The following is a 12,642-nucleotide window of genomic DNA, read 5'->3' on the forward strand; positions in this document are numbered from 1 at the left end:
AAAATGAGCCCCTAAGGGGGTGTATTGGTCGAACAGCCGGTCAGACCGACAGCGGGGCGGGCTCCGACTCGGGCAACGAACGGGACGGCGGGACGACGAACTTGTAGCCGACCTGGCGGACGGTCCCGATCATCGACTCGTACTCCGAGCCGAGCTTGGCGCGCAACCGCCGGACGTGCACGTCGACCGTACGGGTGCCGCCGAAGTAGTCGTAGCCCCAGACCTCGCGCAGCAGCTGGTCCCGGGTGAACACCCGGCCCGGGTGCTGGGCCAGGAACTTCAGCAGCTCGAACTCCTTGTAGGTGAGGTCGAGCGGGCGGCCCTTGAGCTTCGCCGCGTAGGTGTCGGGGTCGATGGTCAGCTCGCCGGCCCGGATCGAGCCGCCGGCCCCCGCCGTCGCGTTGCTGATCCGGCCCACCGCGAGCCGCAGCCGGGCCTCCACCTCGGCCGGGCCGGCCCCGGCCAGGATGACGTCGTCCACGCCCCAGTCGGCGTTGAGCGCGATCAGGCCGGCCTCGGTGACCACCGCGACCAGCGGCACGCCGAGCCCGGTGGCGTGCAGCATCCGGCAGGTGGCCCGGGCCTCGCTCAGCTCGGCGCGGGCGTCCACCAGGACCGCGTCCGGGCTGGGCCCGCTGACCAGCGTGCGGACGTCGCGGGGCGCGGTGCGGACCGAGTGCGGCAGCAGGTCGAGTGCCGGCAGCACCGCCGATGGCTCACCTGCGCGCGCGGTCACCAGCAGCAGGAGCTCCACACGATCACCTCCGTCCCGGCGGCCCTTCGACCGCGCGCGAACAGCGGCACGCCCGACCGGGGTGGCGCTGAGAACTTGCGTGGGTCCCGGCGTCGCTGACGGGCGGGTAACGGCTTGAGCGTAACCGATCGCCCCGGCTTCACCTCCGTGCCCTTTCCGCTTTGTCTGATCTGCCCCTGATCGCGGCGCAGGTTTTAACGTTGCCGAAACCGTGACCTCCGCCGGGGCGGCCCGGTCTGGCACGATCGGGGCGTGTTTCCCTCCACCTCGCCCGAGACCGGCCGCGACCCCTGGGCCGGCGGCGCCCGTCCGGCGCCGGCCGACCCCTCCCGTGGCTACCCGCCGGGCCCGCGTACCGGCCCGGCCGCCGACGAGGGCGGGGAGCGGCGGGAGCGGAGTGGTCCCCGCCGGCTCCGCAAGGGCGGCCCGGCCCGGCGGCCCGACGACGAGCCCGCCGACGACACCGCCGAGGAGGAGGTGGAGCCGGTCGCGGTACGCCGACCGCTCGCGCTCACCGTCGCCGGGTTCGCCGCACTGCTCGGCGTGGGCCTGGTGCTCGGCGCGCAGACCGCCGGGCCCGGGCACCGGCTGCCGTTCGCGTTCATCATCTTCGGCGTCCAACTGCTCTTCGTGCTGGCCTGGACGATGGCCATGCGGCCGCCCGCGCTGCTGCTGGTCGCCCTGGTCAGCGCCGGTGTCGCCGCCGCGGCCGACACCGCCGCCGTGCAGTCGGAGATCGCCGGCCTGGCCCCCCTCGGGTACGCGGCGGTCGGCGGCTTCGTCCTCGGCGTGCTCGGTCAGCTCGTCCGCCGGGTCGACCGGGTCCGGGTGACCGACTCGCTCGGCGGCACGCTGCTCATCGTGGTCGGCGTGGTCGCGTTCGGGACCCTGATCGTGCTGAGCCGGATCCCGGCCGGCACCCAGGCCATCACCGTCTGCCTGACCGCGACCGGCGCCGCGCTCACCGTGGCCCGGCTGACCGACGCGGTGGCGCCCTGGCCGCGGCTCGCCCCCCAGGTGCCCCGGGGTGCGGCCGGCGTGGTCGTCGGCGCGATGGTCGGCACCCTGGTCAGCGCGGTGCTCGGCAGCTACCTGGTCGGCTTCACCCCGACCAGCGCCGCCCTGATCGGCCTGGTCACCGCGGCCACCGCGGTGCTGGCCGACCTCGCCGTCGGGTACGCGGAGGCGGGCCGGCTGATGGCCGGCGAGGCGCCGACCATGTGGGTGGCCCGGCACATGCAGGGCCCGCTCGGCGGTTTCGCGCTGGCCGCGCCCGCCGCGTACGCCATGTGCGTGCTCTTCCTCTGAGCCGGCGATTGAGCGATCCAGCCATCGGGTACTACCGGTGCGCCGCACCGCGGCGACCGACAGCGAACACAGGAGGCGGCGTGTCACAGGCCGAGGCGGCGTACGAGGAACGGCCCCGGCGGCGCGGGCGCAAGGTGCTGATCGGGTTCGTCGTCCTGCTACTGGTCCTGGCCGGGCTGCTGGTGGTCGCCGACCGGGTGGCGGCCGGCGTGGCCGAGCGGGCCATCGCCGACCAGGTGAAGCAGGAGGTCGCCAAGCAGGACGCGCAGTCCGCCGCGCCGCAGGTCCAGGTCGGCGGCTTCCCGTTCCTGACCCAGGTGCTGGCCGGGAAGTACGAGCACATCTCGATCGTGCTGACCGACGTGCAGGGTCCGGTGCGGGGCGACACGGTCAGCGTGCCGCGACTCGACGTGGACGCCCGCGACGTGCGGGCCTCGCTGGACACCATCCGTTCCGGTCAGGGCGAGGTGGTCGCCGAGCGCGTGGACGGTCGCGGCACCATCACCTACGACAGCCTGGCCAAGCTGCTCGACCGGCCCGGGCTGACCCTCGGGGAGCAGGGCGGCAAGCTGGCCGTCACCGCTCCGGTCGACATCCTCGGCGTCAAGCTCACCGTCGTCGGCACCGCCGACGTGACCGTCAGGGACAACAAGGTGGCGCTGCGCTTCAACAACCTGAACGCCGAGGGGCTGCCCAACGTGCCGCTGGCCCGGACGCTGCTGGCCAACTACGCCAAGGGCATCTCGGTCGACGTGCCCCTGCCCGAGCTGCCGTTCCAGCTCAACGTCCGCACGGTCGAGCCGAAGCCGGAGGGGCTGACGGTGACCGCCGACGCGCGGGACGTACCCATCAACTCGGCCGGCTGACCGGCCACGCCGCGCCCACCACCGGCCGGGAGCGGCGTCCCGGATGCTGGTCGGTCCGGTGGCGCCCCGAGGGCCGGCTGGTAGGCTGCCTGCTCATGGGGACACTCCTCACCAAACGGCGCGCGGTCGACCTGTGCCGCGTGGCCACCTGCCTGTGTCGCCCCGTCATCTGACGGCGGGGCTGTCCTCGGCCGCCTAGCGGCCACCGGCACGCAGGGTCCGCGTACCCTCCGGTGCTCCCCTGATCGCCCGGCAGCGGCGCCGTCGCACGAACCCGTGATCCCGTTCCTAGCTCTGGGTCCCGCGCGTGGTGCGACAATCATCGACTTCGACCTCCGCGCGCTGGCTCACCATCCATCCTCACCAGGGAGTGATCTGATGAGTCGCGACACCGCACTCGTCTCGGCCGAGTGGGCCGAGAAGAACATCGACGCCCCGGGCGTCGTCTTCGTCGAGGTCGACGAGGACACCTCGGCCTACGACACCGGCCACATCGCCGGCGCGATCAAGCTCGACTGGCGCACCGACCTCCAGGACCCGGTCCGCCGGGACTTCCTCGACAAGGCCCAGTTCGAGACGCTGCTCTCCGAGCGCGGCATCGCCAACGACGACGCCGTGATCCTGTACGGCGGCAACAACAACTGGTTCGCCGCGTACGCGTACTGGTACTTCAAGCTCTACGGGCACCGCGACGTGAAGCTGCTCGACGGCGGCCGCAAGAAGTGGGAGCTGGACGCCCGCCCGCTGGTCACCGACAAGGTCGAGCGCCCGGCGACGCAGTACGTCGCGCAGGAGCCCGACCGCTCGATCCGCGCCTTCCGGGACGAGGTGGTCGACGCCATCGGCACCAAGAACCTGGTCGACGTGCGCAGCCCCGACGAGTACGCCGGCCGGCTGCTCGCCCCCGCCCACCTGCCGCAGGAGCAGGCGCAGCGGGCGGGCCACGTGCCCACCGCGATCAGCGTGCCGTGGTCCAAGGCGGCCAACGAGGACGGCACCTTCAAGTCCGACGACGAGCTGCGCAGGATCTACGCCGCCGCCGGCCTGGACGACAGCAAGGAGACGATCGCGTACTGCCGGATCGGCGAGCGCTCCTCGCACTCCTGGTTCGTGCTCCAGGAGCTGCTCGGGCACCGGAACGTGAAGAACTACGACGGCTCCTGGACCGAGTACGGTTCGCTGATCGGCGTGCCGATCGCGCTCGGCGACGAGCCCGGGGAGGCCTGATTTCCATGACCGCTCCCACCGCCGCCGGTTGCGCGGCTCCCGACCAGGCCGCGCCGCTGCCGGCCAGCCTCGACCTGGAGAAGGAAACCGTCATCACCGGCCAGGTGCTGGCCGAGTCCGGCGAGGTCGTGCCGGGCGCGTACGTCCGGCTGCTCGACTCCACCGGTGAGTTCACCGCCGAGGTGGTCACCTCCCCGGCCGGCCAGTTCCGGTTCTTCGCGGCGCCGGGCAGCTGGACCCTGCGGGCGCTGTCCCGGCACGGCAACGGCGACACCGCCGTCACCGCCACCCGCGGGATCAACGAGGTGACCGTCACGGTCGCCGCCTGACCCACGCTCTGATCGGCCCACGGGGCCGGTCGCCCCGGCCCGGGGTGACCGGCCCCGTCGGCCGTCCCGCCGGGGCCCGGTCCCGTGACCGGGGTGGTCGTACCTGTGCACGGGCCGGCGCCGGGGGCGGGCCGCCGCGTGACACCATGGCCCGGTGAGTGGTGCTGTCCAGGCCGGGTACGCCCCGCCGACCGGTCCCGACCAGCCGGCCCCCGGCCGGCGGCGGCTGCGCTGGCTGCTGGCCGCGACCGTGGCGTGGGCGGTGCTGCTTGCCGTGCTGACCTGGATCTCCGTCCGCGACGACCCGCCGACCGTGCGCGAGCAGCGCAGCCTGGCCGAGGCCGGGCCGGTGGTCGACCGGGCGGTGGGTGAGCTGCTGGCGGCGGCGGGCGACGGCGGCGCGGCCTGGCTCGTGCCGGACGTGCTCCGGCGGGGCTGCCGGGTCACCCCGTTCGCGGACGGCGCCGCGCTGACCCGCGGGGTGGAGGTGCTCCTCGCCGACGACGACGCGCGCGGGCTGCTCCAGCGGGTGGCCGACCGGCTGCCGGCGGACTGGCGGGCCGGGGTCCGGGTGACCGGCGAGGGGCCGGTGCTGCGCGCCGACGCCGGTGAGTTCGTCGCCGTGGAGGGTCGCTCCACCGGGTCGGGCCGGGTCCGGCTCACCGCCGAGACCGGCTGCCGACCGGTGGGCGCCGGCTACCGCGCCCCCACCGCCGACGGCGGGTCGGAGGCGGCCATGGTCACCGAGCTGCTGGGTGGTTTCGGCGGCGCGGCGGGCCCGGTGGAGGTCTCCGCCGCGCCCTGCCCGGACGGCGCGACGGCCCGGACGGCCACGGCCGTCTCGGCGCCGGACCGGCCCGACCGGCCGACGCTGCCGGGCGCGCTGTCGCGGTTCAGCGACGGCACCCTGCAGGTCCGCGCCACCACCGAGCTGTACGCCTACCGGTCGAGCCGCACGGTGGTGGCCGAACGCGTCGACGGGCGGGTCCGGCTGACCGTCGCCGCGATCTGCCGCCGCTGACCGCGGCCCCTCCGGGTCAGTGGCCCCGGGTGTCGTCGTGCGGGCTACGGCTGCGGCCCAGGGCGTCCACGCGGCCCCAGCGACCGGGGATGTCGAGCAACTCCACCCGGCCCATCCCCTCGGGGACGGCGGGGTCGATGATCAGGTGTTCGCCCTGCGGTTCGAGGCCCAGCATCACCCGGAGCAGCAGCAGCGGGGTCCCGGCCGACCAGGCTTGCGGACTGCACGCGGTCGGGTACTGCACCGGATAATCGGTGAGGTCCCGCTCGTAGCCGGCGAACGCCTCCGGCAGCCGGCCGTCGAAGAACCGGGACGCGCTCACTACCGACTCGCAGATCCGGCCGGCCTCCTCGCGGAAGCCGTACTTCCACAGCCCCCAGGCGATGATCGAGTTGTCGAACGGCCACACCGTGCCGACGTGGTAGCCGATCGGGTTGTACCGCCCCTGGTCGTCGGCGAGGGTCCGCACCCCCCATCCGGAGAAGAGCCGGGGCCCGAGCAGGTGCTCGGCGACTGACACGGCCCGGGACTCGTCGACGATCCCGCTCCACAGCAGGTGTCCGATGTTGGAGGAGAGGGCGTCGATGTGCCGCCCCTCCGGGTCCAGGGCGAGCGCGTAGTACCCGCGCTCCGGGATCCAGAAGTCTCGGTTGAACCGCTTCTTCAGCTCCGCGGCCTCCCGCTCCAACCGGTCGGCGTACGCCGGGTCGTTCCAGATCCTCCGGGCCATCCGGGCGCCGCGGAGCTTCGCGTCGTAGGCGTACCCCTGAAGCTCGCAGGTGGCGCGGGGGAACGCGGGCAGCCGGCCGTCGCGGTAGGAGACCGAGTCCCAGGAGTCCTTCCAGCACTGGTTCTGCAGGCCGGTCTCCGGGTTGCGGGTCATGTACCAGACGTACCCGGTGCCGAGCAGGTCGCCGTAGGTGTCGATCCAGTTCAGTGCCGCCCGGGCCTGGGACTCGAGTTTACGGACCAGGCCGGCGTCCCCGGTCCACCGCTCGTACTCGTCGAGCAGGATGACGAAGAGCGGGGTGGAGTCGGCCGAGCCGTAGTAGGGGGAGTGCGGCTGCTCCTCGAAACCGGCCGTTTCGCCGTACCGGAGCTCGTGCAGGATCTTGCCCGGTTCCTCGTCCCGGAAGTCGTCCAACCGGCTGCCCTGGAGCCCGGCCAGCATCAGCAGGGTGGGCGGGACCAGTGCCGGCAGGAACGGCAGCAACTGCAACGAGGTGAACAGGCTGTCCCGGCCGAAGAGGGTCATGAACCAGGGCAGGCCGGCGGCGAGCAGGCGTACGCCGAGCGTGATCGACTCGTACCGGAGCGCGGCGAGGTCGTTCAGGCTGCGCCGGTACGCCCCCGCGAGCGACTGGCAGTCGCAGCCGAGCTTCGGCGCCCGGTCGATCAGGTCGTTCTGCTCGGCGTGGATGTCCGCGGCCCCGCGGCGGCCGCCGAGCGGCAGAGTGGCCCGGATGTCCTCGCCGCGGGCGCCGTAGATGTTGGTGGCGACGTGCAGCCGGGTGGTCCACTCGCCGTGCCGGCCGACCCGGATCCGGAAGGTCATGCCCCGGTCGTCGATCTCGCCGCGGGCGGAGGTGCTGATCACCACCTCCCGGTGGAACCCCTCCCGGCGGTAGCTGAGCCGGAGCTCGTTGTCGCCGACCGTCGGGCTGGTGCGCCCCTTCTTCTGCCGCTCGTGCTTGATCTCGAAGAGGTCGGCGAAGTCGGCGCCCATGTCGAGCCGGAGGGCGAACTCGACCTCCCGCTCCGAGTGGTTGAGCACGGTCAGCTCCTCGGCGAAGCTCCCGCCGATCGAGCGGCTGCGGATCACCGAGACCTTGGCGTCGAGGTAGTGCGTCGGCTCGCCCGGCACCAGGAAGAACCGGGTCCGGTACGACTGGGCGTCGTCGATGGACAGGGCGTGCAGCCGCTGCCCGTCGAGGGTGAGCAGCCAGGTGGAGAGGAACCGGGTGTCGAAGGAGAAGAGCCCGGTGGGAAAGTCGAAGGACGGCTCGATGTCCCCCTGCCGGTCGCAGACCAGGAAGGTGTTGCCGTCGAGGATGCTGACCCGCTCCTTCATGCCGGCCGTCCGGCCTGCTCGCGGGCGGTCTGTCGGGGGTCGCGGGTGCCGGGCGGGTCGGGGAAGAAGCGCCGGAAGGCGAGGAAGAGCAGCACCTGGCCGCTGAACGTGCACTCGTTGCGCAGCACCGAGGCGATGCCCTGGGCGCGCCCGGTGACCAGCCGCTCGAAGAGGCCGGCGCTGCTGGTCCAGACGGCGTCGGCCGGTCCATGCTCGTGCCTGACCCGGACGGAGCCGGGGGCCAGCTCGATCAGCCAGTGGTCGGTGCGGTTGCCGGTGGTCAGGTCGATCCGAAGGGTTCCGGCAATCGGACTGCGCAGCACCGCCGGGGCGCGCGCCGGCAGTGACGCGAAGAACTGTTCGATCACCTCGCCCACATCCGAATCGTAGGCAGTGACCCGACATGTCGGGTCACTATCGGTACTCCGCCCGAAAAGGACATGCCAGGCGGAGCTGGCCGGCCGGCGTCAGTAGACGAGGGCCTGGGCGCCCTCGGCCATCGCCTCCTCGACGAAGACCGCCGCCCCGGCGATGCGCACGCCGGGGATGACGTCGCCGGGACCGATGTCCCGGCGGGCCGCGCACTGGGTGCAGGCCGTCACCTTCCCGGTGGCCAGGATCACGTGCAGCAGCTCGGCCAGCGGCGCGGAGTGCGGCAACTCGAACTCCTGTGCCTTCCCGGGCAGCGCGAACCAGGTGGACTCGCCGGTCAGCCAGAGCGACACGTCGACCCCGGCGGCTGCCGCCGTGGCGGCGACCGTGAATGCCTGCGCGCACCGCTCCGGGGCGTCCGCGCCGGCGGTGGCCTTGACGACGAGAGTGCGGGCCATGGGGCCAGCATAGGATGGCCGGGATGGTCACCGAGATCGGGTTCGTCAGCCTGCTGGTCGCCGGCCTGGGCGCGCTCGCCGGTGGCCTGGTCTACCTTGCCGTACGCATGTCGAGAGGTAACTGGTGAGCGCGAGGAGTGAGCCGGGTTTGCGAGCCCCGCAGTCACGAACGGAGAGTTTCAGTGAGTGAGAACCCGCTGCAGCCGCCGTGGCTGAACGCGCCGCCGGTCGACCCATACCCGTACGAGGAGAGCCACGACCTGCGCGTCGGCCCCAAGCTGCACCCGAGCCTGGACGGCCTGCTGCCGTACATCGGGGTGTGGCGCGGTCGCGGGCGCGGCGGTTTCCCCACCATCGAGGACTTCGACTTCGCGCAGGAGATCCGGATCAGCCATGACGGCCGGCCGTTCCTGTTCTACGAGTCGCGGGCGTGGATCCTCGACGACCAGAGCCGCCCGGTGCGCCCGGCCGGCCGTGAGGTCGGCTGGTGGCGTCCGGTGCTGGACGGCGAGCGGGTCACCGACGAGCTGGAAGCCCTGATGGCCACGCCGACCGGCGTGATGGAGCTGCACATCGGCAAGCGCAAGGGCACCCAGATCGAGTTCGCCACCGACGCGGTGGTCCGCACGGCGACGGCCAAGGAGGTCACCGCCGGCGCCCGCCTGTTCGGCATCGTCGAGGGCGCGCTGCTCTACGCCCAGGAGATGGCCGCCATGGGCCACGCCCTCAGCCCGCACCTGTCCGCCCGCCTCGTCCGGGTGGCCGGCTGACCCGAGCCGTCACGGGACGGGGAAGGCCAGCAGGTTCCGGAGCGCGGCGGTCCGCTCGGAGCGGGGCACGGGCGTGCCGTCCAGCGCGGTCACCTCGGCGAGGCCGCGCAGGGACGAGGTGAGCCAGACCCCGCCGGCCCGCCGCAGCTCCGGGACGGTGACCATCCGTTCCCCGGGGGTGAGGCCCAGCTCGCCGGCGTGGTCGAGGAGCCAGCGGGCGGTGACGCCGGGCAGGATGCCGGTGGCCGCGGCCGGCACGGTGCACAGCGTCGAGCCGGCCAGCCAGACCACGTTCGCGCTCGGCCCCTCCAGCACGTACCCGTCGCTGGAGAGCCACAGCACGTCGTCCACCCCGTTGCGGGCCGCCCAGCGGCGGGCCGCGGTGCTCACCCCGTACGAGGTGGACTTGATCCCGGCCGGCAGCCAGCCCAGCGCGGTACGGGCCGCGGCCGGCACCCCGAGGGGGAGGGTGGCCACGGTCACCCCGTCCCGCCGGGCCTGCTTCGCCGCCGCCGGGATCTCGCCGAGGGTGGCCCAGACGGTCGGCGGCCCGCCGCCCTCCGGGCCCCGGGTGCAGACCAGCCGCAGCGCCCCCTCCACCTCGGCCGGCCAGCCCGCGCGTACCGCGTCCAGCAGCTCGACCAGGACGCCCTCGGGCGGCAGCGACAGGTCGACGGCCGCCGCGCCGGCCCGCAGCCGGGCCAGGTGGGCGTCGAGCAGCCAGGGCCGTCCGTCGCGCAGGTGCATCGTCTCGAAGAGCCCGTCGCCGTGCAGCGCGCCCCGGTCGTCGCCGCGCAGCACCGGCTCCCCGGCCGGTACGACGCCCCGCCCGAGCACGGCCACCCGCGATGCCACCACGACCGCCGAGCCTAGTGGCGTACGACATCGGCGGCCGGTCGGGCGCGGCGGCCGAACTATGATCGGACGGTGTCCGAATCCTCCCTCGCGGAACTGCTCCGCTCCCGCGGGCTGCGGCTGACGGCGCAGCGGCAGCTGGTGCTCCAGGCGGTGCTGGAGCTGGGGCACGCCACGCCGGAGCAGGTGCACACGGCGGTCCGGGAGGTCGCCGCCGGGGTCAACATCACCACCATCTACCGCACACTCGAGCTGCTGGAACGGCTCGGTCTGGTGACCCACACCCACCTTTCGCACGGCTCGCCGACCTATCACGCGGCCGGCGAGCACCAGCACGTCCACCTGGTCTGCCGGGAGTGCGGCGCGATCGACGAGATCGATCCGGAGCTGCTCCGCCCGCTCGCCGACCAGTTGGCCGCCCAGCGGGGATTCCAGGTCGACATCGGGCACGTGGCGCTCTTCGGCGTCTGCGGCCACTGCGAGGACGGGGAACAGAAATGATCGACATCGCGGGAGCGGTGGCCGCCGAGGCGATCGACGAGGAGACCCGGGACCAGCCGGAGCCCGCCCACCGGGCGGCCGGTGTGCGGGGCGTTGCCGCCCACTACGGCGACCCGATGCGCGAGCAGCGCACCCTGGCCACCGCCGTCGGCCTGGTCGACCGGTCGCACCGGGGCGTCGTCGCGGTGCCCGGCGCGGAGCGGATCGGGTGGCTGCACACCCTGACGAGCCAGCACCTGGCCACGCTGAGCGCCGGCCAGGGCACCGAGCTGCTGGTGCTCTCCCCGCACGGCCACGTCGAGCAGCACGCCATGGTCGCCGAGGACGGCGAGACCACCTGGCTGGACACCGAGCCGGGCGCCACCGAGGGCCTGCTGTCATACCTGGAGCGGATGCGCTTCTTCAGCAAGGTGGACCCGCGCGACGCCACCGCCGATTACGCGCTGCTCTCGCTGGTCGGGCCGGAGGCCGGCGGTGCGCTGGACACCCTCGGCGTCGCCGGGCTCGCCGAGCCCGACCTGGTCGCGGTGCCGGGCCCGAAGTTCCGCGCCGGCGAGCTGCCACCGCGGCCCACCGTCGTGTACGACGTGAAGCCGCTGCCGATCGGCGGTCTGGCCCGGCGGGTGGCGCTCGGCGTGGACCTGCTGGTGCCCCGGGTGATGATGACCCAGCTGGTGGATGAGCTGCGGGGGGCCGGGGTGCCGGTGGCGGGGCTGTGGGCGTACGAGGCGGTGCGGGTGGCCGCCCGGCGGGCCCGGGTCGGGGTGGACACCGACCACCGGACCATCCCGGCCGAGGTCGGCCTGATCGGTCCGGCCGTCCACCTGGACAAGGGCTGCTACCGGGGCCAGGAGACGGTGGCCCGGGTGCACAACATGGGGAAGCCGCCGCGTCGCCTCGTCCTGCTGCACCTGGACGGGGTGACCACCGACCAGCCCCCGGCCGCCGGCACGCCGGTGACCCTGGACGGCCGGGCGGTCGGTTTCGTCGGCACCGCCGTGCACCACTACGAGCTGGGCCAGGTCGCCCTCGCGGTGCTGAAGCGGAACGTGCCCGACAACGCCCGGCTGCTGGTGGGTGAGACCGCCGCCGCCATCGACCCGGCGTAAGGGTGCCGCACCGACCCCCGTATCGCGGGAAGGTTTCCTTTTTCGCGGGCAGCAATACGCGAATCTTCCTTCACGACGCGCGTCAGCCGTCGACTGGAGGTGGGCGGGCCGTCTAGGATCCCGGCATGACGACAGGGACGTTGATCACGGTTGCCCCCACCGGCGCGGAGTCGGCCAAGGCGGAGGTGCCGGCGCTGCCGGTGACCCTCGACGAGCTGCTGTTGACCGCCAAGGAGTGCGAGGCGCTCGGCGCCGCCGTGATCCACGTCCACATCCGGGACGACGAGGCGAAGCCCACCCTGGACCAGGGGCGGCTGCGGGCGACGGTTTCCGCGCTGCGGGAGAGCACCGACCTGATCGTGCAGCTCTCCTCCGGGGGCGCGGTGACCGACCCGGAGTCGGCCCGGCTGGCCGTGCTGGACGCCGGGCCGGACATGGCCTCCTGCACCATGGGCACGGTCAACTTCGGCGACGACGTCTTCCTCAACCGCTGGGAGTTCATCGTCGACCTGCACACCCGGATGCAGGAGAAGGGCATCGTGCCGGAGTACGAGATCTTCGAGCTCGGCCACCTGACCGCCCTCCAGCGGCTGCTCGGCAAGTACGGCCTGCCGCACGGCGGGCACGTGCACGTCGACTTCGTGATGGGCGTGCCGGGCGGGATGCCGGGCACCACCGCGACGCTGGTCGCCGCCCAGCAGATGCTCCGTGACCTGCCGGAGGGGACCACCTTCTCGGCGACCGGCATCGGGCGCGGCACCATCCCGGTCATGCTCGCCTCGCTGTCGACCGGCGGGCACCTGCGGGTCGGCATGGAGGACACCGTGACGTACGCCAAGGGCCGGCCGGTGGAGTCCAACATGCAGCTCGTCGCCCGGGCCGTCGGCTTCGCCCAGCTCGCCCAGCGTCCGCCGCTGACCGCCGCCGAGGCCCGGCAGCTGCTCGGCCTGTAAGCCCGCTCCGGCCCGGCACCCCTGTACGCCGGCGGTCGACGCCGCTGG

General features: G+C 73.5%; 16 protein-coding genes. 11 read left to right on the forward strand and 5 right to left on the reverse strand.

The genetic code is table 11. The features are described from left to right. Positions 1–40: 40 nt before the first annotated feature. On the reverse strand, positions 41–754 hold the full coding sequence (locus tag ACFOYX_RS18545) for a response regulator transcription factor (protein WP_109799711.1): 714 nt from the start codon (positions 752–754) through the stop codon (positions 41–43). A 252-nt stretch (positions 755–1,006) separates the two neighbouring features. On the opposite strand from ACFOYX_RS18545, the gene ACFOYX_RS18550 reads away from it, so the two are divergent. From ACFOYX_RS18550 to ACFOYX_RS18575, 6 genes are all read left to right on the forward strand, one after another. Then, positions 1,007–2,062, forward strand: coding sequence for a hypothetical protein (locus tag ACFOYX_RS18550; RefSeq protein ID WP_238454048.1), 1,056 nt, complete (start codon positions 1,007–1,009; stop codon positions 2,060–2,062). 80 nt (positions 2,063–2,142) lie between these two features. Next, positions 2,143–2,928: a DUF2993 domain-containing protein gene (locus ACFOYX_RS18555; protein ID WP_322443354.1), complete on the forward strand. Its 786-nt coding sequence runs from the start codon at positions 2,143–2,145 to the stop codon at positions 2,926–2,928. 95 nt (positions 2,929–3,023) lie between these two features. Beyond that, entirely contained in the window at positions 3,024–3,101 is a 78-nt protein-coding gene (locus ACFOYX_RS18560) for an Ms5788A family Cys-rich leader peptide (protein WP_311202345.1), read from the forward strand. 205 nt (positions 3,102–3,306) lie between these two features. After that, positions 3,307–4,155 carry a sulfurtransferase gene (locus ACFOYX_RS18565; protein ID WP_238454046.1) on the forward strand — a complete coding sequence of 283 codons (849 nt, stop codon included), beginning with the start codon at positions 3,307–3,309 and terminating at the stop codon, positions 4,153–4,155. Positions 4,156–4,160: 5 nt separating this feature from the next. Then, positions 4,161–4,484 (forward strand): DUF1416 domain-containing protein, encoded by a 324-nt coding sequence (locus ACFOYX_RS18570; RefSeq protein ID WP_109799715.1) that lies wholly within the window; start codon positions 4,161–4,163, stop codon positions 4,482–4,484. A gap of 154 nt (positions 4,485–4,638) precedes the next feature. Then, a complete protein-coding gene (locus ACFOYX_RS18575) occupies positions 4,639–5,505 on the forward strand; it encodes a hypothetical protein (RefSeq protein WP_322443355.1) in 867 nt (288 codons plus the stop codon). Positions 5,506–5,521: 16 nt separating this feature from the next. Here the strand turns inward: ACFOYX_RS18575 and ACFOYX_RS18580 are convergent, their stop codons facing one another. From ACFOYX_RS18580 to ACFOYX_RS18590, 3 genes are all read right to left on the reverse strand, one after another. Further along, positions 5,522–7,576 (reverse strand): glycogen debranching N-terminal domain-containing protein, encoded by a 2,055-nt coding sequence (locus ACFOYX_RS18580; RefSeq protein ID WP_238454044.1) that lies wholly within the window; start codon positions 7,574–7,576, stop codon positions 5,522–5,524. After that, a complete protein-coding gene (locus tag ACFOYX_RS18585; RefSeq protein WP_322443356.1) occupies positions 7,573–7,953 on the reverse strand; it encodes an SCP2 sterol-binding domain-containing protein in 381 nt (126 codons plus the stop codon). Before ACFOYX_RS18585 ends, ACFOYX_RS18580 begins: the two co-directional genes overlap by 4 nt. A 90-nt stretch (positions 7,954–8,043) precedes the next feature. Then, positions 8,044–8,406 carry a DsrE family protein gene (locus ACFOYX_RS18590; protein ID WP_109799719.1) on the reverse strand — a complete coding sequence of 121 codons (363 nt, stop codon included), beginning with the start codon at positions 8,404–8,406 and terminating at the stop codon, positions 8,044–8,046. 23 nt (positions 8,407–8,429) lie between these two features. Between ACFOYX_RS18590 and mtfM the strand changes: the two genes are divergently transcribed. Further along, positions 8,430–8,534 carry a small membrane protein MtfM gene (gene mtfM, locus ACFOYX_RS18595; protein WP_281180942.1) on the forward strand — a complete coding sequence of 35 codons (105 nt, stop codon included), beginning with the start codon at positions 8,430–8,432 and terminating at the stop codon, positions 8,532–8,534. A 54-nt stretch (positions 8,535–8,588) separates the two neighbouring features. Then, a complete protein-coding gene (locus tag ACFOYX_RS18600) occupies positions 8,589–9,176 on the forward strand; it encodes an FABP family protein (RefSeq protein ID WP_322443357.1) in 588 nt (195 codons plus the stop codon). A gap of 9 nt (positions 9,177–9,185) precedes the next feature. Here ACFOYX_RS18600 and ACFOYX_RS18605 read toward each other — a convergent pair whose 3' ends face one another. Further along, positions 9,186–10,034 (reverse strand): aminotransferase class IV, encoded by an 849-nt coding sequence (locus ACFOYX_RS18605; protein ID WP_322443358.1) that lies wholly within the window; start codon positions 10,032–10,034, stop codon positions 9,186–9,188. A 69-nt stretch (positions 10,035–10,103) separates the two neighbouring features. On the opposite strand from ACFOYX_RS18605, the gene ACFOYX_RS18610 reads away from it, so the two are divergent. From ACFOYX_RS18610 to ACFOYX_RS18620, 3 genes are all read left to right on the forward strand, one after another. Continuing rightward, a complete protein-coding gene (locus ACFOYX_RS18610) occupies positions 10,104–10,532 on the forward strand; it encodes a Fur family transcriptional regulator (RefSeq protein WP_109799722.1) in 429 nt (142 codons plus the stop codon). Then, complete coding sequence (locus ACFOYX_RS18615; protein WP_322443359.1) at positions 10,529–11,641, forward strand: folate-binding protein; 1,113 nt, start codon at positions 10,529–10,531, stop codon at positions 11,639–11,641. Before ACFOYX_RS18610 ends, ACFOYX_RS18615 begins: the two co-directional genes overlap by 4 nt. A gap of 125 nt (positions 11,642–11,766) precedes the next feature. After that, positions 11,767–12,594 carry a 3-keto-5-aminohexanoate cleavage protein gene (locus tag ACFOYX_RS18620; protein ID WP_322443360.1) on the forward strand — a complete coding sequence of 276 codons (828 nt, stop codon included), beginning with the start codon at positions 11,767–11,769 and terminating at the stop codon, positions 12,592–12,594. Positions 12,595–12,642: the final 48 nt, after the last annotated feature.

It is taken from the genome of Micromonospora sp. GCM10011541, from assembly GCF_042650725.1.
GTDB classification, from domain to species: domain Bacteria; phylum Actinomycetota; class Actinomycetes; order Mycobacteriales; family Micromonosporaceae; genus Micromonospora; species Micromonospora sicca.